Here is a 24,296-nt window from a genome sequence, read left to right as displayed (position 1 = left end):
TCCCCTTTTATAATAAATTTATAGTTTACTTTGTATGCAAATGACATGCTGCAAAGTGCTTACTATCAGTTTGAATAAAGTCAGGCTCCTGTGTTTTACAAATATCCATCGCTACAGGGCATCTTGTATGGAACCGACATCCGGCAGGCGGATTAGATGGACTTGGAACATCCCCTTTAAGAATAATTTTCTCTCGATGTTCATCGCTAATATCTGGAACAGAGGAAAGGAGCGACTTTGTGTAAGGATGTTTCGTTTTATCATATAGTTGATCACGAGTAGACAATTCAACAATTTTACCTAAATACATTACTGCGACTCGGTCACTAATATGGTGTACAACGCTGAGATCATGTGAGATAAATAGATAAGTAAGGTTCAATTGTTTTTGTAAGTCCTCTAGTAAGTTAATGACCTGTGCTTGAATTGACACATCTAAAGCTGAGACAGGTTCGTCACACACGATAAGCTCTGGATCTAGTGCCAATGCTCTAGCAATTCCAACCCTTTGTTTCTGACCTCCTGACATTTCATGAGGAAATCTATCGAGGAAACGATTTGCTAGACCAACCATATCCATTAGTTCTTTAATTTTTGCTTCACCATTTTGTATTTTATGAATTTTGAATGGTTCTAATAAAATTTGCTTAATGGTTCTACGTGGATTTAAGCAAGCAGATGGATCTTGAAAAATCAGTTGTGCCTTTTTGGCAAAATTTTTCCGTTTTGATTTTGAGAACTTTGTAATATCCTCGCCATTAAATAAAATTTCAGATCCTTGGTCAGGTGCATATAGACCAAGTAATGTCCTGCCTAATGTACTTTTACCACATCCACTTTCACCGACAAGACTAAAAGTTTCACCCTTTTTTATCGTAAAAGAAACATCGTCTACTGCTCTAAGCAAGCCTTTTTTCCCATCTGGGCTTTTAATATGAAAGGTCTTTTTTAAGTGTGAAACCTCTAAAATGTTTTCTGTGCCATTGCTGTTCGATACTGTAGCTATATTATTGGAATTATTTTGAACCATTCACATCACCACCCTTTTCAGATCCGTCATAAATAAAGCATTTTACTTCACGACCATCTTCTAGTTTAAATAATGGTGGGGCTTCCAATTTGCATTTCTCTGTTGCATATTTACAACGAGGATGAAAACTGCAACCTTTTGGCATATTCAGTGCATCAGGGACACTACCTTCAATCGCTTCAAGTCTTTCCACTTTACTAGAAATTTTAGGTATAGCATTAAGCAATCCTTTTGTATATGGATGAAGAGGATCGGCAAAAACTAACTCAGTTGGACTTTTTTCAACAATTTGTCCAGTGTACATGACTACTACTTTCTCACACATTTCTTTCACGACACCCAAATCATGGGTGATCATAATAATACTCATATTCCTCTTTTTCTTCAGACTGTTCATTAAATCTAGAATTTGAGCTTGAATAGTAACATCTAATGCAGTAGTAGGCTCATCGGCAATTAATAGTTTAGTATTACAAGCTAAAGCAATGGCAATCATAATTCTTTGTCGCATACCACCAGACATTTGGTGTGGGTATTCATGAAATCTCTGCTCAGGAGAAGGAATTCCTACCATTCTTAGTAATTCAATTGCTTGGTTTTTTGCCTCTTGTTTACTTACATCTTTTTGGTGAATCAAGATTGGTTCCATAATTTGCTTACCACAAGTATGTAAAGGATTAAGTGAGGTCATTGGCTCTTGAAATATCATTGATATAGAATTCCCTCTAATTTTCCGCATTTCATGAGGTGAGAGTTTTAACAAATCTAAACCATCAAAATCAATATTTCCAGTGATTTCAGTATTAGCATTTTGTAAAAGTCCCATTATAGTAAGGGAGGTAACACTTTTGCCACTACCACTTTCACCAACGATTCCTAATGAACTTCCTTGGTCTAGTTCAAAGCTTAAATTATCTACTGCTTTGACAACACCTTGGCGTGACTTGAATTTAATCGTCAAATCCTCCACTTTTAGTAATGTCATCAGTTTCACCTCTTTCAAAAGTATTGTTAAAAATAATTGCTAGAATAGTACTGCAGAAATCAATAGATTCACAATTCAAAAAATTGAATATATTAATTTTTAGCACGCAATTTGGCTTGAGGAACATTCAATTAATTATTGCTCGATTGTCGAAAGATCAAGTAATAGTGTATAAGATCTTTAAAATGAATGGATTCGTTTTGAAATTCTAATATTCCTCAAGTAAATAAATCTTAAAACAACTAGATAAATTTCCCTTTTATCTATTTAACTAAAAATAACTGGAGTGATTACGGAAAGTAATACAGTTTCCTGATTTAAAGGATTTTCCCATATATGAGTGAGATTTGAAGGGAAATGTATTGCTTCTCCTTCACGCAAGTAATATTCTGTCTGGTCAATAGTGAATAATACTGCACCTTTTAGAACGTAATAAAACTCTTCACCCGGATGTTTAAATGGTTCGTTTTCTTTTTGAAGAGGCTTTATTGTTACGAGAAATGGCTCTATTTTTCTATCTGGAAAGTTATTGCTTAACCTAACATAAGTAGAATCAGAGCTTTCTATTTTAAAAGGTTTTTGATTTTGCTTTTTCACTGCGTAATTTAGATCTTCCGTCTCCTCGAAGAAATGAATCATCTTCACACCAAACGCGTCAGCAATTTTTTTTAATGATGTGATAGCTAAAGATGATGTTCCTCTCTCAATTTGGGATAAAAAACTGACAGATAATTCTGTCTTTTCACTCAATTCTTTCAAAGTCATACCCTGTTCAAACCTTAATTGCTTTATCTTTTGAAAAATTTCTTCCATAACTGAATTCCTTTCTCTTAACAGAAGAATAATTACTGTATAACCGTAATTTATTACAATCTTATCATAATTTTTATAAATGTAAATTAAATTTTAAAATATTCTTTATATTCTTACTATAATATTTTTTTAAGATATCTTTGTAATATAGCAGTAATACCATAAAAAATTTGTTGATTTTAGATAGATAATAATCGTTTAGAGGCACCGAGAATGCTGACTACTAAAGAAAAAATCTAAATTTTAAATGGATGAGTGGTAATAAAGGATGGATGTATTGGTTTATAATCTATTCGAAAGAGTAGGCTGTCAGAAATTATAGTGAAAACAGAAAGTGGAAAAGAGCAAATTTAATAAATAATGTACTTTTCGGTCATTGGAAGGAGTTATAGCCCTATTTTATAGCAGGTGGGTTTTAATGAAGCTGTAAAATGGTGCATGTTAAACGAAAAAAATTAGAAAAGCTGCACTATGTGAACAGATTAAATATGAACTTGTAAACGAAGACTACTAACTTAAAGATCTTGTAAACACTAATACAGGAGAATTAAAATTGTAAATGGTGAATTTTTATGAAAACGGGACTCAACTACCAAGACCATATTTTACGAAAAAAAAAGAATCTATTTGATAAAAATAGATTCTTTCATAGTGTTGAAAAATTAAATAGTCAAGGGACTCTTTGTGAATATTTAGTCAAAATGAAGGTGATTTCCGTTCCAGGCTACTCGCTTTGCCGCTGACGCTTCGCTTTCGCGCAGAGCAAGGCTTCCTGTGGGCGAGCGACGAGCCGCTTCCTGCGCTGGAGGAACGAAGACTAAATGCGTCACGTCCTGTGACAATTTATCTGTGCGAAAGCGTAGCGACAGCAACAACGCCTTCGTGACCAACATCGTGTTGGCCTCAGTTTCTCGTCTGTCTCGCTATCCCACGGGAGTCGAGTAGCCTTGCACTCCAATCTGCAATAGTGTAGAACTTTAAATATTTTCTTCCCTCAAAAGAAAAGTAAAGTAAAAGCATGTTACTCACCATCATTAAATGGATAGAATATTGGTACAAATTCTACAGCTATTAACCTATATTTTATGCATAAAACTACTTTGTAACTTTACATAAAGTACTGCTCTGCTTTCGCAAAAAAAATGTTATCAAAGCTCCATTTTTGCATAATAAAGTGATGGCTAAGACTTCAATTTATTACTTTAAATTTGTTTGGAATACCAGAGAAAATATACTATGAGCAGTGGTTGATTGGAGTGTAGACTGAGTGACTCCTCGGGGATTCACAGCGTCACAGATGAGACCCTGGAGCGAGCAGATTAGGGGAACGAAGGCTAAAACCGTCACGTCCTGTGACAACGCCTTCGTAACCAACCTCCTGCTGCTGCCGCTTCGCTTTCGCGCAAAAAACATCTGTTGCCCCAAGCGGCTCATCGGACGCCCCCAGGAAGCTTTGCTCTGTGCGAAAGCGAAGCGACAGCAACAAAGCACTCAGTCGGAACGGAGATCAACCCCTCGTTTTGAAAAAGGGCTATACTTTTTGATTTGTCACCTTGATGTCATTGACATAATAGTATTTCAACAACATGAAAGAATCTATTTGATAAAAATAGATTCTTTCATAGTGAGGTATTGTTCAATTTTCATAAAGTTCAACTACTTTCTTCTGATTGAACTTCAACAAATGCGCTCTTCAACATTTTCTTATCTATTGTATTGATTTCCTAGCAGATGCTTTTGGCACAATAAAGTATACGACTGTAATATTTTATCCCCTACTATGAGTTGGTCGTCTATTATAAGTATCGTAGCCATAGGAATGGGTTTGTTCTCCTTCATATACCTTAATTCGAATGGACATTCCATCTCCAATATTGGTATTGATAGAAAACTTGCCATTAAAGGCCCGTACCCTCTCTTGCATCCCCCTGATTCCCATTGAATCCGCAAGAATGATTTCATCCATTTTACATCCTACACCATCGTCAGAATAATTGATTTCAAAGCCACCATCTGTTTCTAAGAGATAAATTTCTACAATGTTGGCATGTGAATGCTTCAACGCATTGTTTATTAACTCTTGAAAAATCCGATAAATCATCAAGTTTAAACGCTCATCCTCTAAATAAAGACGATCAATGGTGTAAATCAAAACAAATTCAGCACATTTATGAACTTTTTGAATAAGTTTCTCAAGCGCTGCATTTAATCCTAATGTATCTAATAGTGGAGGTTTTAAATTTTCACAATAACCTCTTAAATCAGTCAACGATGCAATCATATGGTCATGTACTTTAGATAGGTTCGTTTGTACATTTGTTGTTTTCTTTGCATGAATCACTTCATGCATTTCTCTAGCAATATGGAGCTGCTCTTGTAAAATCGTATCATGAAGCTCTTGCGCTAATTGATATTTTTCTTGTTCAAATCGTAGCCAAAGTAGCTTATTGAGCCACGGCAACTGATTATTATCTGCTTCTTTCATCTGCTTTAATTGTTCTAAAAGTTCTTCCACCATTTTAGTATTTTCTATAAAATTATTTAAATATAAAAGCAATAATTCTAGCCATAATAATTCCTCATCCTTTAGATAGATAGATTTATTATGATCTACGACTAGTATCCTTTTATAATTTATATCTTGGTGAATAAAAGCAATATAAAAATGCTCAGTTTTCTTTATATCCCCTAAACGTAGTTCTTCTAGTAACACTTCATCCATTTGATTTTGTGTATATTCTTTTGATTTGCTTAAAAAAGTAACTTGTTGTGTTTGTAAATCATAAGTTAGTACGTCTATATGATTAATCTCAAGATGTAAAGCAACTTCGTGAACAAATTTCTCCAATAAGTCTTCAATCTTTACGACTCTTCCAATACTATCAATGGTCGTATACATTCTATGAATATAATCCCCTTTTGTTGAAAAAAGGATTTTTCGCTTATGATAATCTATTTTTTCTTTAATATAGAAAAGTGCTATTAAAGAGAAGAAGGAAAAAAGGAAAATTTCTGTCATTCCTGAAATAGATAAATCAGTTATCAAGTAGAGACCTATTAATAGCCACACTGTAAAAGCAAATGAAAAATTAAAATAATGACGTAAGCGAGTTATATAGTACTCCATATCAAATATGCGTTCCGTGAGCTGTGTACATATGAAGCTGTATGGTATAAGCAACAAAAATAAGGAGCATATTTCGGCAGAGAGTATATATTTATGAATAATAATTTGCGGTAAAGCAAACAAAAAAAGGAATGGTAAGAAAGGGCTAATAATACTTAATAAAAAAATTTTCAATTGAGGGGTTTTATATTTTAAATAGCCTATCCCTAAAATACCAAAAATTATTATTAATAAAATAAAAAATAACCACAGGGTAAAAATAGAGAGTAAAGTATTTGTAAATGGGTAGATGATACTGAAAATACTAAAAGAAGAAACTATAATTAAAGGAAATATATATATTATTTTAATGTTGTAGATAAATAACCATTTTAAATTCAAAAATAAAAAATAATTTCTTAAAAAGTGAATCAAAAGAACAAGACAAAGTATCATACTACTTCGATTCACAACTGTCCCAACATTATCTAACATTCCTGATGCACCAATACTAACATAAGCCAATGATACGGTAAGAATAAACAGAATAAGTAAATTTATTAAACTCGAATTCTTTTGTTTTTTATATAAGTAGAGAGAAACAATTAAACTTAATAAAAAATAACATGCTGGTAAAAAAAATATATACAAAAATTGTTCAGGAATGTCAGATGGTTCTAGTTGTAAATGAATTAACTGTCCATCTTCTTGGTTCACAAACTTTAACTCTTTAGCCACTCTAATTACAGGATCATATTTAATAATATTTAGTTCATTAATATTGTTACCATCAATTTCTAAAATAATATCCCCTGCTGAAATCCTTTGCTTATTTGCCCATTCCTTATAAAATGGCTCAATTATTAACCATTGTCCATTCTCTTCTTTCAGTTTAATTCCCAAATAAGGCGTGCTATAAGTAACAGATATCAAATAACTTCCTAATATAAGATAAGTACTTATAGCAAGCCAAAGCCAATTACTTTTCAAAAAGTTTAGTGCCAAAAGCCCGTTTCTAAACATGTCTCTTCATCATCAAAGGATGTTATGATTGCCTTCTGCTCAAGCTCTGTAACACCAACTAGAGAAGCCTTATTTTCTTTTAACAATGTAAGTAGTGACGGGTTTTTTTCCAAATATTGAATCATGTTAATCATAAAATCTCCTCATTTCATTAGTTTTTATAGTTACATTTTTCGGCATATTCAATTGTATTTCAATCTCTATTAATAGTATTTTACCATTCAATTTTTATAAGGGATTAATAACCATAAATGCAACTATACTTACATTATACTTTTATTATCCAATTTATCAACATTATTTTCTAATAATTGCTAAAATTCAATATATCGAGAGCTGATTTTGCTAAAAACAGGCTTTATCTTCTTCATTTTTTGACAATTTAATTTTAGATACTGATATTGTAGGCTTGGAATAAAGTGCAAATGGAAAAAGCATGTTTTGAAAAAATCTCTCAAAACACGCTCTTAATAGAATTTTGTGGAAGATCATCAGTACGTGGTCTTATTAAACTAACGTATCATTGTCTATTTACAAAAATGTTATACACTAAAACCCAATTAATCCTTAGAGTATAATTAATCCAAATCAAATATATTATTTTGGAATATCCTTCTATTTAAACATTCATTTGTAAAAAGGTTAATCAAATTCAAAATCTATGTCCTCAATATGCCTAATTAATCTTTCATCGTTCCTAATAAACTCGCTCAATTTCAAATATCTCAATAACCATCACTTTTTAAAGCTCATCTTTATAATAGTGTGAGCAAGCTGTTCTAATCCTTCCCCTTACCTACTGTTAAAAAAATCCGTTGTCATCAAACTGTATATCAACAACAAATCGGAGTATCCAGTCAAATATTGTGGTTTGGTTCCAAATCTAATAAGAACTCAAGCTGCCTATTTATTTTAATTAAAATGCATTTCGGAATCATCAGTGAAGGCTATCAAACACTAAATACCTATCTCATTAATCTTTTTTGGACTCTTAATGATATTGGAATAACAACAAAATGGGAGCACCTTTTTCGCTTTCCCAAAGCTCAACAAAAAAGCAGTATCCATTAGGGAAATCATTCAAATACGCTTTCTCATCAAGGCAGATATTATATTTATACTTTGAATACCATTCAGACTTAACATCATTAATCGGTACTTGCTCTAACTTGCTTTTCTGTTCTGTTTGATAGTTACAGATAAATACAGCATTTGTGTCAGATGATACAGTTTAGTATGTTCGTTACAAATTTATTTTTCAGGCAGTACAGCTCCAAATGGGTTAAATCCTTTACAATTAAAGGTTCAAGCCACTTAAAGCATTTTTATTATCTTCACTATTTACTTAACAAGTTCATAGATGGAGAAGTGCCAAATCATAAAATATATTATGATAGGATTTAATCTAAATTAAAAAAACCCTGAGTAATTTCACTTTTTAAAGTGTCGATTATACAGGGTTCAATTCAAACGGCTGTCTGTCTTCTTTATTGATTAATTTTAATGAAGAACTCCGTTATTACTATTTGTAATAACAATATTCTCTGTACGAATTGTTACCCTTGCATCTGTTTGGTTAGTAATTGCTTCGACTATCTCCTCAACTACTTTTTGAATCCTTTCATCGCCTAATGCTAGTTCTGAATTGAGCAGGACAACCGAACAAGATACATCTAACATTCTATTTTCCCCAGTAGCAATAGGTGCTAATACCAGTTTAACATTCTTACGATCTACCTTTAATTGATTCGTAATATTGGTCGTTAATTCTTCGCCTTTTTTATTGAGCCAATTTTGCATTTGCTCATCAATTTCGTAAATGGGCTTTACAACCTTACTCTCTCCATTTGGTAATTCTTCGCGCATCTCTACCTTAACATTTGGAGTGATTGAACCTGCTACAGCTTGTTTTTCAATAAGAAAATAGATCGTACCAGCTAAGGATAGTAACAAGATTAGAATTAATATAGTTTTATTTTTCATGTACATCACTTTCATCCATTTTTAGTTAACATCATATGAATAGTCTACTACTACTTTGCTTCCTACAACACTACCAAGACTAACTTTATTAAAATTAACAGTTTTATCTGCCCAAAGTACACGTGTATATTTTATATAACCACCTGTATCTACTATTAGGTTACCGTTTGTATTTCCAATCCAAGTATCATTATTTCCTAAACTATAACCTGAAGGTGCAGTCCCTTTAATGGAAACCTTATTAACAGTTAGCCTATACGCGTCTTTCCCTGAAGATATAGGGTCTCCAGTAGTATAATTTACAGTATAAACTGTAGTGTCTCCAGTACCTACTATATTATTTAATGTAAGTGTGTAATTGTATGTTGTATTTGCACTTACTGAATAAGAACTACTACCAATTACTCTTGCTTTTAATGCTTCTTGATTGGAGATTTTAGCATATACTACAATATTCTCTTCAATAGGTATCTCAAATATTAAATGGCTTTGTCCATTAAAATCTACATCATTGGCATATTCATTAAGATAATCAAAGACAACCTTCAATCTTCTATCAATTTCTTGTTGATCAATATCTTTTTCATCAGTTATTTCATAATTAGCATCATTCTTTTCTGGCTCAATTGTTTTAGCAAAGCCTGCGTTTGTGGTAACTCCCATTAAGATTACTAATAATAAAGCACATAGAACTTTTTTCATATTCATCATTACCTCCTTTTATTATATAAACTTTAATCTAGATGGTTTCACTAGCTTGTTAAGCTAATCTTAACATTACTTATTTTGGAAATTCAACAAAATATTACCGCCACTTTTTGGCGCTCTATACAATAAAACACGCCAAATACCGCCATTGGTATTGGCGGTATTTGGCGTGTTATTATTTCAATTCAATTAATCCTACAAAAACTATTGTTAATATATAATTAATAAAACAAAGGAGGTTATGAAAATAATTAATGCTATTGATGTTGTAATTGGAGTTATGTTCATTGGGTTAATAATTCTCGGCGTATACAATTTTGTTGTAAAGAAAAAGAAAATCACCAATATGTATACACCATTTGACGATTTATCTAGAGGAACTAACAATACTAACAGTGATAAAGATTTACAGGAACAGACAAAGTATATAGATCCTGATGATAAGGATGAATCAAAATAATTTACATAGTATGTTTGTTCTACTTAAGAAAAGTATTATTGAATAATAAGACGATGTAATGAAAAGTTGGGTTAAGAGTTTCATCTAGTATAAGAGAAAGATTAACTATATACTACATCTTTCTCTTTTTAATTTTAGTTTTAGACTCTATGATAATACCTTGTGACTATTGCTACCCTTCAGAAACGCTCTCATGACGAAATATAATCAGCAAATTACAAATTTCCTTGGATAGCAATTACATCTACCTGCTCCAGTATTATAATTACCTGCCAAATTACATACAAGAAATTCAGCGCTGGATGGGACACCGATTGCTAGTTTAGACCGCAGATTCAAGATTATTTTTCCATCCCCTTTTACAAATCAATTTCTCCTTGGCGTAATTGCGTTCAGATTTTGAATTGTGCCAAGGCCTGCACGAGGGCCGATACGATTTCGGTAATGCCACAGGACGTGGCGTTTTTACCGATGCAGGTCAGTTAGCCGTTTTCGCAGGATGCGAAGATTTTAGGCTAACATCCTTTTATTCATTCCTTTGAAAATCCGTGAAGAACCAAAACCACATTCATCTCACCACCTGTAGAGGTGGGAGTCTTCTGTATCTGCCGCTATACTTTCGATACAAAAACATTTGCTGAAAGAAGATAAAATTTATGCTTATTAAAATTCTCAACGTCACTCACCTTAAGTGGATATTGGTATTCCACTACACCCTATCTAACATACTGACAGCCTCAGTAGTCAAATATCGACAGCATTGCTAGCCAAATTGGTAGGTGCACACCGCACGAGGGACATTTTGTGTCACCAGCCAAATATGGCAAATCGCGGGTCAGTCCATGTTCGCCAATCGCCGTCACTTGATCTGCCAACACCACTTGATCCGCATCCGAAAATTTAGACACAGGTATAACTATATGGGCCTCTTGTTCCTCTTCGAACACAGGGTCTTGTGCAAATGCCTGTATGCACTCACCCTCTCCATTCGGCCATAAATATACATCCTGTTTGCACTCTTGACACACTGCAATGTACTCATCCCCCGACACAAACGTCAACAGCATATTTGCCAACTTGTACGATTCCCGAAAAGCTGCATCAGCGGCAAGAATATAACGCTTCTCCACATCATCAACTGGAGCACGAGCAGCATGAATACGTACCTCTTCTCCTAATGACGCTACATCACGTATTGCCTCTATATATCCACTATAGATGTCCTCACAGATGGATGCTCCCACGTTCTCAGCGAGCTCCACCCAAGCTGCAGGATATGGCGCAGAGTCGTTCTTGTCACGGCTCGCTTCGATGATACCGCATGTAATAAACAGCTCTCGCTGCACTTTCGGATCTTTCGTTGAACGAGCAATCTGGGCTAAATAAGGAACAGCCGCATATGTGACTGTATAAATCGTATTTTGATGAAACAAGTATTCCTGAAAGAGCTCATCAGCCGTTTCTTGGTCATACTCCTGCATCAACTGCTTTAGCAGCGTCGGCACGTTCTCACCAGAGCCATATGGTCCCATCAGCTTCCCCCATGTATCACTAGTCCATTCAAGCAATGCAAACTCCTCCTTTTTTCCCTTCCTAATTACCTGCCTCCAAAATCTTTGAATCAATTAACATCTTGATGATCTGTCCCATCTCCTCACGAATGGCTAGATATTCCCTGTAGCTATTATTTAGGAATCCCTTTGTTATGATCTGACCTCAAAAATTTGTACTTTTATAAGAATCCATTCGATATTCAACGGGACATTTTCTGTTGAGTTTTTTCGATTTAAATAAATAATACAACCCACAAATGCTAATTTAAATTCTTTATAGCCTTTTCATATTATCTGAAAATTATATCAAAAAAAGCATATATTAGAAAATAAACTCCTAACATATTAAAATTTTTTTCTTTAATGAATTAGGGTAGAATCTATGTCCACTCTAGTTAAAACCTAATTTTTCATCGCATGTCTATAGGAAGGACGAAGTTGGAATGAAGATTATCCCCTCATTTTGGAAGAGCAATCTTTTTCACATCTGGATTTTCATTGACATAATCGTTTTTCAACAATATGAAAAGGCATTAAGAAATCCATTCTCAAATGCCTTTTACAATTGCCAAATATGTATTTAACATTTCAGTTGGAGCCATAATTGCTCCAAAAAAGTCTAACTTGGTTCACTGTAAAAAATCAGTAATCCTATTTGATAAAAGTATTGTCCTCTTTATTGCATACATGAATTACTCCAGTTCTACTGACATGTACAAGCACATCTTTTATTTCTTTTTCTAAAACCTGTTCAATTGCATATCTAATTTCCCATTCCTTAACTTGACCATTAGCATTAGAAATACTTGCATGACTAGCCTTCTTATCTTCAATGTGTACAATTATTGTTCCTTTGCGTTCGTAGACTTTTACAACGCTTCCAATAAAATCAGCTGCAACTTTTTCTACGTCAACTACCCCTTCATTTGTTATATCTCGAAATGTTCTATTTGAAAACTGATAGATTATAGCCATTTTATCCCTCCCCCCGCCGAAAAACGTTTATTCGTTACAACTAAAATGTTCAGACTCTATTAAATGCTTGGAAATACATAGCCAAATTGCTATATTAAATAATCTGGGATGTATAGTTCTTGTTAAAAATCTAAAAAATGATTCTTATAGAAACAAAAAAATTAGACTCAAATCTCACATCATTTGAGTCCAATCTTTTTTGCGCAATGAATAACATTTGTCATGTTACATTACTAAAAATAACATACCGTTCTGAACAATTTCTAAACAAATTTGCTGATAATACAGTAAGAAAAAAAGTGACTCATTTGAAATGTAAACAAACCAATTTTAAAAATTAAATAAAATATTTATATTCACCGTCAGTAAAAGAACAGCTTTCTGCAAACTGGACACTCACCGTGATAGTGTTGAGGCATATCATTTCCTAGACTCAATCCATTTTAGCTATGACAATAAAACAAAAACTAGAAAATATTATTGTAAGCTAGCAAAAATCAGTATAAAAATGATAAAATAATCTAATAAAGGGGGATGCAAATATGAGGAAATTAAGCAAAAGGAATATATTGTGGATTGTGCCAATTGGGATTTTAGGGGTATTTTGGTACTTTTATGGTCCACAAAAGGACATTACAGATAATGAATATATTACATACGTTAAAAACTATTCATTTGAAAACAGTCAAAAATCGTTAGAATCTGGATTGGCAAGTGCTTGTAAAAATCCATACTGGGTATATTTTGAAACACAAAAAGGACAGAATGTTGTAGAGTTTAAAGGAGATTGTCCAATCAGTAATAAGGAAAAGAAAGTGAATATTCAATTTTTAGTGGATCATGATATGACAAAGGTATGGTACGGAGCTATGCTGGTTGATAATAAAATGCAAGATGAAAAGGATCGAGACAACTACCTTCTCACTCTAGCTGGTGATTAATAGTGAAAGCTCTCGTTTATATGCAAAACGAGAGCTTATTTAGTTCTATAGAGTTAGTAGAAAACCGAAGAATCCACAAGGATCGAACCATCCCCTCGTTAGAACAATAACCTAAAAATACTATTCTTTATTTCACTGCTTTCCAAATGGTCCATCTATCCTCTTCAACTATCGCACTGTCAGTGTCCAATGACTGATCTATATATTGCACTAATTCCTGCAACTCATCCTCTTCTAGCTCATGTAAAATACTTCTCCCTGTTCTAAGCCTAATATCTTGGAGTAATTGTGCTTTGTACTCATAAACTTTTCTCGTTTCCCAGAGCTTTATTTCCTGTATCTCCTTAAATCCAATTTCCTTTAGTGTTTCCATTACTTTTTCACTACTATATCTACGCGTTATTTCATGCTCCCTTAATTTAGGGAAATACTCAAAGAAATATCCTCGTATATGACGTGCATCACCTTTTAAAAGACAGTCTTCTGGTGTACGGTCCTGGATAATATAGATACCATCGTCCTCTAGTATTCGATACGCCTCTTGAAAACAAGCTTTTAAATCTTGGATATGATGAATTAAAGCTCGTTCGAGAATTACCTGAAAGCTGTTGTTGTCTAAGCCTGTATCCAGTGCATTTCCCTGCTTAAATGTAATATGATGATAATCCTTACAATTTTCCCTTGCACCCACCAACATTGCCTTAGAAAAATCTACACCGATGACAGAAGCTGCACCCAATTCTACTAATGCCTTCGAATAAATTCCTCCGCCACACCCAATATCAGCAGCTCTAGAAATATTCATTAGCGGAACAAGTTTTTTAATGGTTTCCATCCATGAGAAATCAGCATGCCGAGTTGTATATGCTGTTTGATTGTTCATATTGTGAAAATCAATGCCCATCTTTATCACTCTTTTCAAAATTTATATGGATAATCTTGTTCCCTTTATTGTAAACTTCTTCATAACATAATAAAAATTAATGTTAATTATCATTTTTAATAAGTTAATCTTATCAAGCGAGATGATTTACTTAAACTGCTACTATTTACGCAATAAAAAACCCATGCAATTCAAAAATATTTTGCATGAGTTGATTTTGTTACGATCAAAGTATAATCGAATCTACAGACTGAATGATGTAACGTTCTAATATTCTAATTTCTTTATTTAGCTTCACAATTGCATCCTCTATTTGCTCGAAACGTTCCCTATAATGATTACTTCCATTTTTCGACTGCATCTTTTCTCTTAACGTTGCCTGACCTAAGTATAGCCCTTCTAGCAAATCTAACTTTTGAAAATAAGTTGTACTGTATTGTAATTCCATCGGTATAAAGCCCCTTACCTGTTCCTATTTTTTCTTTCCTAAAACCTAGCTTCTTATTAGCACTATAACCGAAAAATGAATCTACAAAACTACAACAATATTACTAATTAATAGCCAATAAATGGTGTTAACTAAAATAATGAGCTTCATTCTTTAAGATCGAATAAGCAAATGTATCATATGCCTTACCATTTTGGTACATATAATCTCTAAGAATTCCTTCCTGTTGAAACCCTATTTTCGTAAGCAATTGATTAGAGGCCTTATTTTCAATAAATACAACAGCACCTATTCTCGTTAGCCCCATGTCTTTAAAGCCATAAGAAATTACCTTAGTAACCGCTTCTAATGTATACCCCCTTCGCCAATAATCTGGATGAATTTCATAGCCAATTTCTGCTCGTTTATGTGTTGGTGACCAAACATTGAAGCCAACAGTTCCGATGATACCCTTCGTTTCTTTTCTTTCTATGCCCCAACGTATCCCTCTTTTTTCAGAAATTTTTTGAAAAAAGCATTATTAATTTTTCGGCTTGCTTAAAATCTGTAAATGGCTCCTGCCCATAATACCGTATCACTTCCTCATGAGAAAAACAGTGAAAAATACTTTTAGCATCTTCTTGTGTCAGCTCTCGTAAAATAAGTCTTTCTGTCTCTAAATTGGGAAACATATAATCCCTCCTTTTATCTCTACAGTACCATCTTCTTTAATTTGATAACTATAGTAACAATTGCTATATAAATAAAGTTAAATTATACTATATAAGACTATGCACTCCTACTTCAAGCATATTAAGGTGATAACTACATGACATCCTATGAACGTATACTAATAATGGTCCCGCCTTTTCCCTAGCTACTCTATCTACTCTTTATTTAAAAAGTAGATTTTGCTTGTAGGAGGGCAATAAGTTGAAAAAACATGCAGCACCATCTTTACTTTTAATGATTGTACTTGTGGCATTTCCACAGATTAGTGAGACAATCTATTCTCCATCTCTTCCTGATATTTCGCACGCATTGAATACTACAAATAGTGCCGTACAGCTCACTTTAAGTATTTATTTTATTGGATTTGCAATAGGTGTGTTTTGTTGGGGATGGCTATCTGATTTTATTGGACGTAGACCGGCAATGTTAGGCGGTTTAATTTTTTATGGAATTGGCTGTATCATGTGTTTTTACGCAGAGACGATAGCTTTTCTATTGGTTAGTCGATTTATTCAAGCTTTTGGAGCAGCAACCGGCTCAATTATTACACAAACAATTTTACGAGAAAGTGTTTCTGACAATAGAAGACATGCGATGTTTGCACAAATTTCTGCCGTCATTGCCTTTACCCCTGCAGTGGGACCACTCATTGGTGGCTGGGTCGATCAAGCACTTGGCTTTAGAGCCGTATTCTTTGTGCTCGTTGCAATGAGCATGTTGCTTTTTATCTACACCTATTTGAGACTGCCTGAAACAACAGATCTAACAACGAGAAAAAGAATCGCTATTTATCCAGTTGTGAAACGCATTCTTTCATCTCCTAAAGTGCTTGTTTTTGGCTTGTTGATTGGTGGCATAAATGGTGTGTTATTCAGTTACTATGCAGAGGCACCTTTTATTTTTATGGAGCACTTTCATATATCGCCAGGTCTCTATGGATTTCTTGGAATTTTTGTGGCACTTGCCTCTATTATTGGGGCAATGATTTCTAAAAGACTAGTCATCAATTGTAAGCCAGAAAAAGTAATCCATCTTGGCTGCTATGTAATGATCGTTGGCGCCTTTTTACAATTGATCGTTAGTATATTACCATTCTCTAATCATGTATTATTTAGTAGCATATTAGGTACTATTTTTATTATGCTATTAGGCGCAGGTATTGCTTTGCCCAATTGCTTAAGCTTAGCTCTTGTCAGCTTTCAAGATGTGATTGGAACGGCAGGTGCTATTTTCAGCCTAGGCTATTACCTGCTGGTGAGTCTCATAACGTCTGGTATGAGCTTCTTGCATAATGGCTCCTTGCTCACAATGCCTCTATATTTCGTGATTTTAACCTTGCTTATGTTATTATTCGGAAGAAAATTTATTGTTTAAATATAGTAGCGGGCATATTTAAGCATTAGTACTTCCACTATAGGCCACCCTATACTTTTTGGGTGGCTTTCCTGTTTACTGAAAATAGTAATCCACTACCTCCTCAGCAGATTGAAAAACCGTATTACCCTGCGTTTTATAAATAAATTTCGGAGACGTACAGGCTTTCTCAAGACTTTTGGCTTTTTTTAATTTATCTGTCATCTGCTCGATAATTTCTGAGTAACCATCAAGATTATTGGAAATCTTCGGCATCATGGAATGTGTAATATCTAAAACAATGGAAACTTGATCCTCTGCATAACTATTTAAATTAATGAATAAGCACTCCTCCAGATTTTTCGAATGCTTATCAATATTGATAACAGCCTCTTGGTATTTAGCAATAAATCCAGTGGATGTCTTAGTAATGGTAAAGCCCTGTTCCGTTAATTTTTTATCCATAGCATCTAACAATTTGTTAACTTCCTCGTCCATTTTCGGCGTAACCGTTGACTGTATTAAATTATCACAATTCTGATAAATAGTATCTACCTCTGCTTGCTTCTCAACAAGTAATTTAAAATTTGACATTGAATACACACGAAATCTCCCCTTTTTTATAAGTTGGGCATTCGAGCGTTTTTTTAGTCATCTTTCAGCAATATTTTTATAGCATTTATGCATAGGAGGGTATAACAATGTCCATTAGAAATTCAATGAAAGCTATCATCATAGAAAACGGTAAAATTTTACTAACCAAAAATCAGGATACAGATGGCATCTTCTATCTTTGCCCTGGGGGTGGACAAGAGCACGGAGAAACATTTCACACAGCATTGAAAAGAGAATGTATTGAAGAAATTGGCTTTTCAGTTACCATAGGAGAGCTTCTTTTTATTCGTGAGTATATCGGAAAAAACCACGAGCATGCAGTATTCGATAGTCATGTACACCAAATCGAATTTTATTTTCTATGTCACTTAAAAAATCTAACACAATCTCCGACAAATCCTGATTGTCATCAAATTGGCATTGAGTGGATACCTATTGAACGTCTTTTGGAATATCGAATATATCCAAAGGAATTCGTACCTTATCTACAACAATTTGCTGGAGGAAAAAAATCACCCATCTATTTAGGCGATATTAATTAAAATAAGGCTGTCGTACAAATAGACAGCCTTACCTTGTGTTAATCAAGTAATTTTACCATTGTGTAATAGCTACTACCTGGCGGATAATCTTTTATTTCTCCAACAACCTGATAGCCTCTTTGCTCATAAAATGTACGTGCTTGAAATTCATATGTAGTCAACAAGGCTCTTTTTGCGCCCATTTCCTTAGCCGTTTTTTCTGCTGTGGCTAATAACTGTCCACCAATACCATTTCCACGGTATTCTTTACTAAACCAAAACTTATTAATTTCTACCCATCCCCAATAAACTTCTGCCGTGATGCCGCCAATCCATTGTTGCTCATTGTCAGTGACGATGAGATTTAATGGACATATCGAACCCTTTTGTCGGCTTTCCTGATGGTATAGTGAATGTTCATCATTATATTCGCGAATTTTGGCATTTAAAAAATTGGTGAAATCATCATGCTTCTCTTGTAAAATTTTCACTTGATAGTCCATATAATTCCCCTTTCAATCTTGGTAACGCTTCATTAACTTATCTTGATGAGCGTTGAAAATTTCTTCTAAGGAAATATCATACTTATTAGCGATTACAATAACATTTCCTAAAACATCTCCAAGCTCCTCTATTAACTCTTGTTTATTTTCTTCATAGGATTGAACCTTTTCATCTGGTCTGTCTCTACCAATTTCTAAGGCTCGAATAGCTCTTGCCACTTCTCCTGTTTCTTCAGCGAGAAAACCAATGCGAGTAAAAATATCCAATTCAGACCATCCACGCTCATCATAGTATTCTTTTATCCATTGCTGAAATTCATTTAATTTCATTTTTCAGACCTCCATTTCTTTCTTCACAAAATTAAATTATACTATAATATGAAGCTTCTATCAGTGGACATTTTTCTCACAGGAATAGAGCGAACTACAGGTAGATTATTTTTACTTTTTTATTTTCTGAAATATTCCCTGTTAAAACGAATGAAACAATCAAATGTGATTTGGAGGAGCTATTATGAATAGTATTGCAGTATTTTGTGGATCAAGTATTGGTGCTTCAGAGGCCTATCGTGAAGGGGCTATTCAACTTGGTAAGGAATTAGCCAAGCGTCAAATTACCTTAATTTATGGTGGAGCCAGTGTCGGAATCATGGGAACAGTAGCAGATACAGTACTGCAGGAGGGTGGTAAGGTCATTGGCGTTATTCCTACACTACTGGAAGAACGAGAAATTTCTCATAAGCATTTAACAGAGCTGATTGTGGTCAATACGATGCATGAACGAAAAAGCAAAATGATGGAGCTAGCTGATGGCTTTATCGCATTACCTGGTGGACCGGGTACATTAGAAGAGTTATTCGAAGTATTTACATGGAATCAAATTGGTCTTCATCAAAAGCCATGTGGCATTTTGAATATTCATCAATATTATGATTTACTTATTGCTTTATTTGACCATATGCAGAATGAGCAATTTTTACAAGCACATAATCGTGATACATTGCTAGTTGATGACAATGTAGCGACACTTTTAGATAAATGCGCTGCTTATGTTCCACCAGCAGTTAAAACATATCAGCTATCAAAATAAAGACCAGTAATTTACTTAGCTGGCCTTCCTAACACATTGCTATTGCTGCATGGTTATTTTTTTACCATGCAGTTCACTACCAAAATATCAGCACAGGCATTTCCTTATACTACTTTTAACTGCTACGTTCATTCATTATCTTTACTGCCTAGCCATCATGTTCAAATTTCTTCTTTACGATTTTTCACAGCCACTACTGCAATAATTACCATGATTAGCTTCATCACCAACATAATTATGTAAATGCTAAACGATATAATGGCAGGCAATAATACTAGCCACCAAGACCATGAAATAATATCGGTAAGCTTTAACACAATAAAAACAACTGTTAAGACTTCTGCAATTCCCACAATGTCCCCACCAATCGACTTTAAATTTTTCCTGACAAAAGGAGCTACTATTAGTATTACTATTATACAACGATTAAAAAACATACCATACTATGTTAACTTTTTGAAAAAAACGGAACCTTTTTGCTGGTAAATCGTATAGATATTGGAAACATAATTTCAGTCATAAAGGAGACAACCAAAGATGAAAAAACCGTTTAAAAAAACTTGGATGATGGCTTCAGCATTAACATTAGGATTGGCCGTGATGACACCACTTCAGGCAGGAGCTACATCTGTGCTAACTCCCAACAATGCTACTGTCCAAATGGAACAGCAAATTATTGGAACAATTACAGATAATTATGGAGATGGGATCAATCTTAAAGGAAAAGATGGGAAGAATTACTTTATTAGCTTCTATAAATTTTCTAAGGAACAATTAGATAAATTAAATTTAACAGAGGGACAAGAAATCTCAGTAGAAGGTTCAATTGTTGACAGTTATTCTGATTTCTACACTTTTGAAGTTTATAAAAGAGATCTGCCAAAAGAAATAACAGCTGAGGAACTAGCAAAATTAGAAAAGTTATTTAATGAGATTAAAAAACTTCAAAAAGAAGCTAGTGTGCTTGAAGATACATCTACAGAAGCAGTAGAAAAGAAATACGATGAGATTACTAAAATCTATGAGGATATGTATAAAATCACAAAGCCTTACATCTTAGCTAACTGGGAGCCTCAATCCTTTGAAGAGTATGTACAAGAGTTTGGATTTAGTGAAAAAAATATCGTCATTGAAGCTGAGGACCAAAAACAGCTTAAGGCAATTTATGATGAATGGGTAAAGCTTGAAAAAGCTGGTATTGAAGAGGACAAGGCAAATGATAAATTTGAAGAATTTTATACAATTCTTCAACCTTATTTAGAAAAACTTTATCCACCGCAAACATTTGAAGAATATATGGAAGGCACGGAATTAGATATTCCTGCTGAAACATTAGCCAAGCTAAAAACAATCTATGTGGATGCTCAAAAGGCTGAAAAAGATGAAAATGTAGAATTGTCCGAAAAGCTATGGGCTGAATTTTATACTATTATGGATGATTTCTATACACCACAAACATTTGAAGAATACATGGCTGACTTTGCCTTTGAGGTGAGCGAGGCTGATCAAAAACAATTAAAACAGCTTTATGAGGAAATCCTAGCCCTTGATGATAAGGTAGATCAAGAAAAAATTGATGCCAAATGGGACGCTTTTTATACGATTTTAGATCCATATTTTAAAGCGAACGAAGACATTCTTATCTCTGCTTCTAAGCTAACAATTAACGGTCAGGTTTACATTCCTCAATAATTGAAGGAATATAGGAAATCTCCCTAATTGTGGGTTATTCTTAACCCGTTAGTGCTATGTTCCTGTGGAAAAGGGAGTGAACTGCATCAATAAATTTCGAGTAAGAAGATGGCTAAACTTACATGCTGAAAAAGATATCATGGTAACAAGTGAGCATTATAAAAGATTAGGCGAAATAGGGTTAATAAAAATAATTATTATGGGGTCATACAAGGGAAAAAAGATTTCCTTTGATCCTGAACTGTTTGAAATACTCCCCTCCTTCCCTTCAGTCGATGCTAAATCATTGGCCAAATTAGCTCAGGACTTTACAGAAATGCTAAGAGATAATTATGAAAGAGGAAATAAAAAACCAACTCATTATATTTAAAATACAGATATTTTTAAAAATTCCTAGTTATTTATTTTCATAAATAGCTAGGAATTTTTTCTTTTCCCTTGTAAATTTTCTTCACTCCAGCTTGTTTCATTTCAATCAAAAAGCTTTCGAGAAAATATTTCCTAATTTTTTTCACAAGATAAAACTTTTTGTAATGGAAATACGTCTAATAATTGGTAACACCAGTTGAACAAAAGGAGATATGTTGATGAGAAAACCACTTAGAAAAACTTGGATGATTGCTTCTGCATTTACATTAGGAATGGCTGTTTTCACACCACTTCAAGCTGGAGCAACATCTCAGGAAACAGCAAAAGATGTGACGATCCAAATCGAACAGCAAATTAAGGGAACTATTAAAAATATTGTAGGAGATGGGATCAATGTAAAAGGCAAAGACGGTAAAAACTACTTTATTGGTTTTCACAAATTTTCTGATGAGCAAATTGAAAAAATGAATTTAGTCGAAGGTCAGGAAATTACCGTAGAAGGAAGTGTATTAAAGGATTATACTGAGTTCTACACATTTGATATTTATAAAAAAGGCTTACCTAAAGAGGTAACAGCTGAAGATTTAAAGAAATTGGAAAACATCTTTACTGAAATCAAAAAGTTAGAAAAATTAGAGAACTATGATGAAGTTGAAAAGATGTATGCTGCAATGGATAAAATCACAAAGCCTTATATATTAGCAAGTTGGCAGCCAGTATCCTTTGAGCAATATTTAGATGAATATGGATTTAGTGAGAAAAATATTGTTATTAAGGTTAGTGAGAAAAAACAATTAAAAGGCTTTTATGAAGAGTGGGTAAAGCTTGAAAAAGCAGGTAAAGAAGATAAAGCTCAAGAAAAAATGGATGAATTTTATAAAATCTTGCAACCATATTTAGATGAGCTATATCCACCAACTCCTTTTGATGAATATATGGCGAGTATGGAAGTAGACATCCCTGCTGAAGTTATGACAAAACTAAAAGCAATTTATGAAAAGGCTCAAAAGGCAGATAAAGACAACAATTATGAGCAATCCGATCAACTATGGGGAGAATTCTATGAAGTCATTAACCCATATTTTAAGCCAATTCCGTTTGAGGATTTTATCGCTGACTTTGATTTTGAAATCCGTACAGCAGATAAAAAACAATTAAAACTACTATATGAAGAAGCAACTGCTCTTGATAAAGATGGAAAACAGGAGCAGTCTGAAGCAAAATGGGATGCTTTATACAAAATATTAGATCCCTACTTCCTAGAAAATAAAGAAATTTTAATCTCCGCTTCAAAGCTTACTTTTAAAGGCCAAACATATCTTCCGCAATAGATATATGAAAGGGGGAAATCTCTAATGTCAGATTTCCCCCTTTTGTTTTAAAGTGTAGACTATTACTGTATTAGCCCCATAGCCAGTAACATCGTTGTAAATTTCGCAGAGATTTCATTATATTCACTATCCTGCTCAGAGCTACTGACAATGCCTGCCCCTGCAAATAATGTTATATCCCTTTGATTGATTTCAGCACAGCGAATCGTGATGACCCATTCCCCATCTCCATTCTGATCCATACACCCAACAATTCCAGTATAATAGCCTCTATTAAAGGGCTCCATTTTCTGTATAAATTCTAATGAAGGTTTTTGTGGTGCCCCACAGATAGCCGGTGTAGGATGTAATAGCTGCGCTAAATCCAATACAGTCGTAGTATCATTTTTTATTTTTCCCTTAATAACAGTGGATAAATGCATCATTGTATCTGTATAAAGAATAGCTGGTTTTTCATTGTACTCTATTTCACCTAAATAGGGTTGCAATTTCTCACAAATATAATCCACGACAATTTTATGCTCATGTAAATCTTTTTCAGCATGTAGCAGCTCATTCTCAATAGCTTTATCTTTTACCATATCACAGGTTTTTTTGCGTGAACCAGCTAATGGATTTATCGTTACAATATTCCCTTCCTTTTTCACAAGTAGCTCTGGGCTAGCGCCAATCAGATTTTGAGTGTTGTCCAGGGCAATAGAAAAAATATAGCCTTGTTTATTTTTGTGTAGTAAATTTGTTAACCATGCTGTGATTGGTGGTTCAGCTTGTAAACGATATTTTAATGATCTTGCAAGAACAACCTTGCTAAATTGTTGCATATGAATGGAATGTAATGCTTCTTGAACCATTTCGTTAAATTGAGATCTGCTAGGTAAATCAATGCTGTCCTCTATTGACAAGAACTGAGGTGTAGCCTGTAAATCATCAATCAAATTTGAGTGATGGTAATTCTCAAAGGTATCTGGAATAATAATCGTTGCTTTACTACGTTGATCAAATGGGATAGCTCCAATAATCATCGGTGCTTTATATTGCTTTTGAAGTGCCCTAATTTCTTCTGTAAGCGCTGTAGAATCATTATTGGTTAATTGAAATTTTTTTTGTTTCCCATTGAATACCAATAATCTTTCAGGCGTCTTCAAAAAGGTATCATTGTTGTTAAAATGATAAAGGATGTCAGATAGTTTTATTTTTTCCATA

At 33.8% G+C, this 24,296-nt stretch carries 24 protein-coding genes and 1 pseudogene; 8 read left to right on the top strand and 17 right to left on the bottom strand.

The features are described from left to right. Window positions 1–25 precede the first annotated feature (25 nt). The 7 genes from ACQKIM_RS01820 to ACQKIM_RS01790 all read right to left on the bottom strand — a co-directional run bounded on the left by ACQKIM_RS01820 (window position 26) and on the right by ACQKIM_RS01790 (window position 9,642). A complete protein-coding gene (locus tag ACQKIM_RS01820) occupies window positions 26–1,030 on the bottom strand; it encodes an ABC transporter ATP-binding protein (protein WP_427538173.1) in 1,005 nt (334 codons plus the stop codon). Continuing rightward, window positions 1,017–2,015: an ABC transporter ATP-binding protein gene (locus ACQKIM_RS01815; protein ID WP_427538170.1), complete on the bottom strand. Its 999-nt coding sequence runs from the start codon at window positions 2,013–2,015 to the stop codon at window positions 1,017–1,019. Before ACQKIM_RS01815 ends, ACQKIM_RS01820 begins: the two co-directional genes overlap by 14 nt. Before the next feature lie 267 nt (window positions 2,016–2,282). Next, the gene (locus tag ACQKIM_RS01810) at window positions 2,283–2,828 is read right to left on the bottom strand and encodes a helix-turn-helix domain-containing protein (protein WP_427538166.1); all 546 of its coding nucleotides are present in this window, start codon (window positions 2,826–2,828) and stop codon (window positions 2,283–2,285) included. A 1,768-nt stretch (window positions 2,829–4,596) separates the two neighbouring features. Beyond that, on the bottom strand, window positions 4,597–6,957 hold the full coding sequence (locus ACQKIM_RS01805) for an ATP-binding protein (RefSeq protein ID WP_427538163.1): 2,361 nt from the start codon (window positions 6,955–6,957) through the stop codon (window positions 4,597–4,599). After that, window positions 6,930–7,091, bottom strand: a complete 162-nt coding sequence (gene comX / locus ACQKIM_RS01800) for a competence pheromone ComX (protein WP_427538160.1) — start codon at window positions 7,089–7,091, stop codon at window positions 6,930–6,932. The genes ACQKIM_RS01805 and comX overlap by 28 nt, the downstream gene beginning before the upstream one ends. A gap of 1,366 nt (window positions 7,092–8,457) precedes the next feature. Further along, complete coding sequence (locus tag ACQKIM_RS01795) at window positions 8,458–8,940, bottom strand: hypothetical protein (protein WP_427538157.1); 483 nt, start codon at window positions 8,938–8,940, stop codon at window positions 8,458–8,460. A gap of 21 nt (window positions 8,941–8,961) precedes the next feature. Beyond that, window positions 8,962–9,642 (bottom strand): hypothetical protein, encoded by a 681-nt coding sequence (locus tag ACQKIM_RS01790; protein WP_427538155.1) that lies wholly within the window; start codon window positions 9,640–9,642, stop codon window positions 8,962–8,964. A 247-nt stretch (window positions 9,643–9,889) separates the two neighbouring features. Here ACQKIM_RS01790 and ACQKIM_RS01785 point away from each other — a divergent pair, with 247 nt between their 5' ends. Then, window positions 9,890–10,108 carry a DUF3951 domain-containing protein gene (locus ACQKIM_RS01785; RefSeq protein WP_427538153.1) on the top strand — a complete coding sequence of 73 codons (219 nt, stop codon included), beginning with the start codon at window positions 9,890–9,892 and terminating at the stop codon, window positions 10,106–10,108. Window positions 10,109–10,845: 737 nt separating this feature from the next. Here ACQKIM_RS01785 and ACQKIM_RS01780 read toward each other — a convergent pair. Both ACQKIM_RS01780 and ACQKIM_RS01775 read right to left on the bottom strand, forming a co-directional pair. Beyond that, window positions 10,846–11,676, bottom strand: coding sequence for a hypothetical protein (locus tag ACQKIM_RS01780; RefSeq protein WP_427538150.1), 831 nt, complete (start codon window positions 11,674–11,676; stop codon window positions 10,846–10,848). 636 nt (window positions 11,677–12,312) lie between these two features. Next, window positions 12,313–12,636: a DUF1827 family protein gene (locus ACQKIM_RS01775; RefSeq protein ID WP_427538147.1), complete on the bottom strand. Its 324-nt coding sequence runs from the start codon at window positions 12,634–12,636 to the stop codon at window positions 12,313–12,315. A gap of 542 nt (window positions 12,637–13,178) precedes the next feature. Between ACQKIM_RS01775 and ACQKIM_RS01770 the strand changes: the two genes are divergently transcribed. Then, complete coding sequence (locus ACQKIM_RS01770; RefSeq protein ID WP_427538144.1) at window positions 13,179–13,577, top strand: glucosamine 6-phosphate synthetase; 399 nt, start codon at window positions 13,179–13,181, stop codon at window positions 13,575–13,577. A gap of 127 nt (window positions 13,578–13,704) precedes the next feature. Here the strand turns inward: ACQKIM_RS01770 and ACQKIM_RS01765 are convergent, their stop codons facing one another. The 3 genes and pseudogenes from ACQKIM_RS01765 to ACQKIM_RS01755 all read right to left on the bottom strand — a co-directional run bounded on the left by ACQKIM_RS01765 (window position 13,705) and on the right by ACQKIM_RS01755 (window position 15,579). Further along, window positions 13,705–14,481, bottom strand: coding sequence for a class I SAM-dependent methyltransferase (locus ACQKIM_RS01765; RefSeq protein WP_427538141.1), 777 nt, complete (start codon window positions 14,479–14,481; stop codon window positions 13,705–13,707). Window positions 14,482–14,686: 205 nt separating this feature from the next. Further along, on the bottom strand, window positions 14,687–14,908 hold the full coding sequence (locus tag ACQKIM_RS01760) for a hypothetical protein (RefSeq protein WP_427538138.1): 222 nt from the start codon (window positions 14,906–14,908) through the stop codon (window positions 14,687–14,689). Window positions 14,909–15,035: 127 nt separating this feature from the next. After that, a pseudogene (locus ACQKIM_RS01755) lies at window positions 15,036–15,579 on the bottom strand (GNAT family N-acetyltransferase). Between the two features lie 241 nt (window positions 15,580–15,820). Here ACQKIM_RS01755 and ACQKIM_RS01750 point away from each other — a divergent pair. Further along, entirely contained in the window at window positions 15,821–16,993 is a 1,173-nt protein-coding gene (locus ACQKIM_RS01750) for a multidrug effflux MFS transporter (protein ID WP_427538135.1), read from the top strand. A gap of 75 nt (window positions 16,994–17,068) precedes the next feature. On the opposite strand, the gene ACQKIM_RS01745 is transcribed toward ACQKIM_RS01750, so the two are convergent. Next, window positions 17,069–17,566, bottom strand: coding sequence for a hypothetical protein (locus ACQKIM_RS01745; RefSeq protein ID WP_427538399.1), 498 nt, complete (start codon window positions 17,564–17,566; stop codon window positions 17,069–17,071). Window positions 17,567–17,673: 107 nt separating this feature from the next. Here ACQKIM_RS01745 and ACQKIM_RS01740 point away from each other — a divergent pair, with 107 nt between their 5' ends. Further along, window positions 17,674–18,129 (top strand): NUDIX domain-containing protein, encoded by a 456-nt coding sequence (locus ACQKIM_RS01740; RefSeq protein ID WP_427538132.1) that lies wholly within the window; start codon window positions 17,674–17,676, stop codon window positions 18,127–18,129. Between the two features lie 38 nt (window positions 18,130–18,167). Here the strand turns inward: ACQKIM_RS01740 and ACQKIM_RS01735 are convergent, their stop codons facing one another. Both ACQKIM_RS01735 and ACQKIM_RS01730 read right to left on the bottom strand, forming a co-directional pair. Next, window positions 18,168–18,611: a GNAT family N-acetyltransferase gene (locus ACQKIM_RS01735; RefSeq protein ID WP_427538129.1), complete on the bottom strand. Its 444-nt coding sequence runs from the start codon at window positions 18,609–18,611 to the stop codon at window positions 18,168–18,170. A 12-nt stretch (window positions 18,612–18,623) separates the two neighbouring features. Beyond that, the gene (locus ACQKIM_RS01730; protein ID WP_427538126.1) at window positions 18,624–18,941 is read right to left on the bottom strand and encodes a MazG nucleotide pyrophosphohydrolase domain-containing protein; all 318 of its coding nucleotides are present in this window, start codon (window positions 18,939–18,941) and stop codon (window positions 18,624–18,626) included. A gap of 184 nt (window positions 18,942–19,125) precedes the next feature. Between ACQKIM_RS01730 and ACQKIM_RS01725 the strand changes: the two genes are divergently transcribed. Then, entirely contained in the window at window positions 19,126–19,701 is a 576-nt protein-coding gene (locus ACQKIM_RS01725; protein WP_427538123.1) for a TIGR00730 family Rossman fold protein, read from the top strand. A 161-nt stretch (window positions 19,702–19,862) separates the two neighbouring features. Here the strand turns inward: ACQKIM_RS01725 and ACQKIM_RS01720 are convergent, their stop codons facing one another. Further along, a complete protein-coding gene (locus ACQKIM_RS01720) occupies window positions 19,863–20,054 on the bottom strand; it encodes a transmembrane Fragile-X-F protein (protein ID WP_427538121.1) in 192 nt (63 codons plus the stop codon). 184 nt (window positions 20,055–20,238) lie between these two features. Here ACQKIM_RS01720 and ACQKIM_RS01715 point away from each other — a divergent pair, with 184 nt between their 5' ends. The 3 genes from ACQKIM_RS01715 to ACQKIM_RS01705 all read left to right on the top strand — a co-directional run bounded on the left by ACQKIM_RS01715 (window position 20,239) and on the right by ACQKIM_RS01705 (window position 23,093). Further along, entirely contained in the window at window positions 20,239–21,393 is a 1,155-nt protein-coding gene (locus ACQKIM_RS01715) for a hypothetical protein (RefSeq protein WP_427538118.1), read from the top strand. A 64-nt stretch (window positions 21,394–21,457) separates the two neighbouring features. After that, window positions 21,458–21,763: a hypothetical protein gene (locus ACQKIM_RS01710; protein WP_427538116.1), complete on the top strand. Its 306-nt coding sequence runs from the start codon at window positions 21,458–21,460 to the stop codon at window positions 21,761–21,763. Window positions 21,764–21,980: 217 nt separating this feature from the next. After that, complete coding sequence (locus tag ACQKIM_RS01705; RefSeq protein WP_427538113.1) at window positions 21,981–23,093, top strand: hypothetical protein; 1,113 nt, start codon at window positions 21,981–21,983, stop codon at window positions 23,091–23,093. Between the two features lie 62 nt (window positions 23,094–23,155). Here ACQKIM_RS01705 and ACQKIM_RS01700 read toward each other — a convergent pair whose 3' ends face one another. Continuing rightward, the gene (locus ACQKIM_RS01700; RefSeq protein WP_427538110.1) at window positions 23,156–24,295 is read right to left on the bottom strand and encodes an isochorismate synthase; all 1,140 of its coding nucleotides are present in this window, start codon (window positions 24,293–24,295) and stop codon (window positions 23,156–23,158) included. Window position 24,296: the final 1 nt, after the last annotated feature.

Origin of the sequence: Lysinibacillus sp. NPDC047702, assembly GCF_050272555.1 — a bacterium.
In the GTDB taxonomy this organism is placed as follows: domain Bacteria; phylum Bacillota; class Bacilli; order Bacillales_A; family Planococcaceae; genus Lysinibacillus.
The sequence above is the reverse complement of the archived record's forward strand: the minus strand, read 5'-3'. Positions and strand labels throughout refer to the sequence as shown.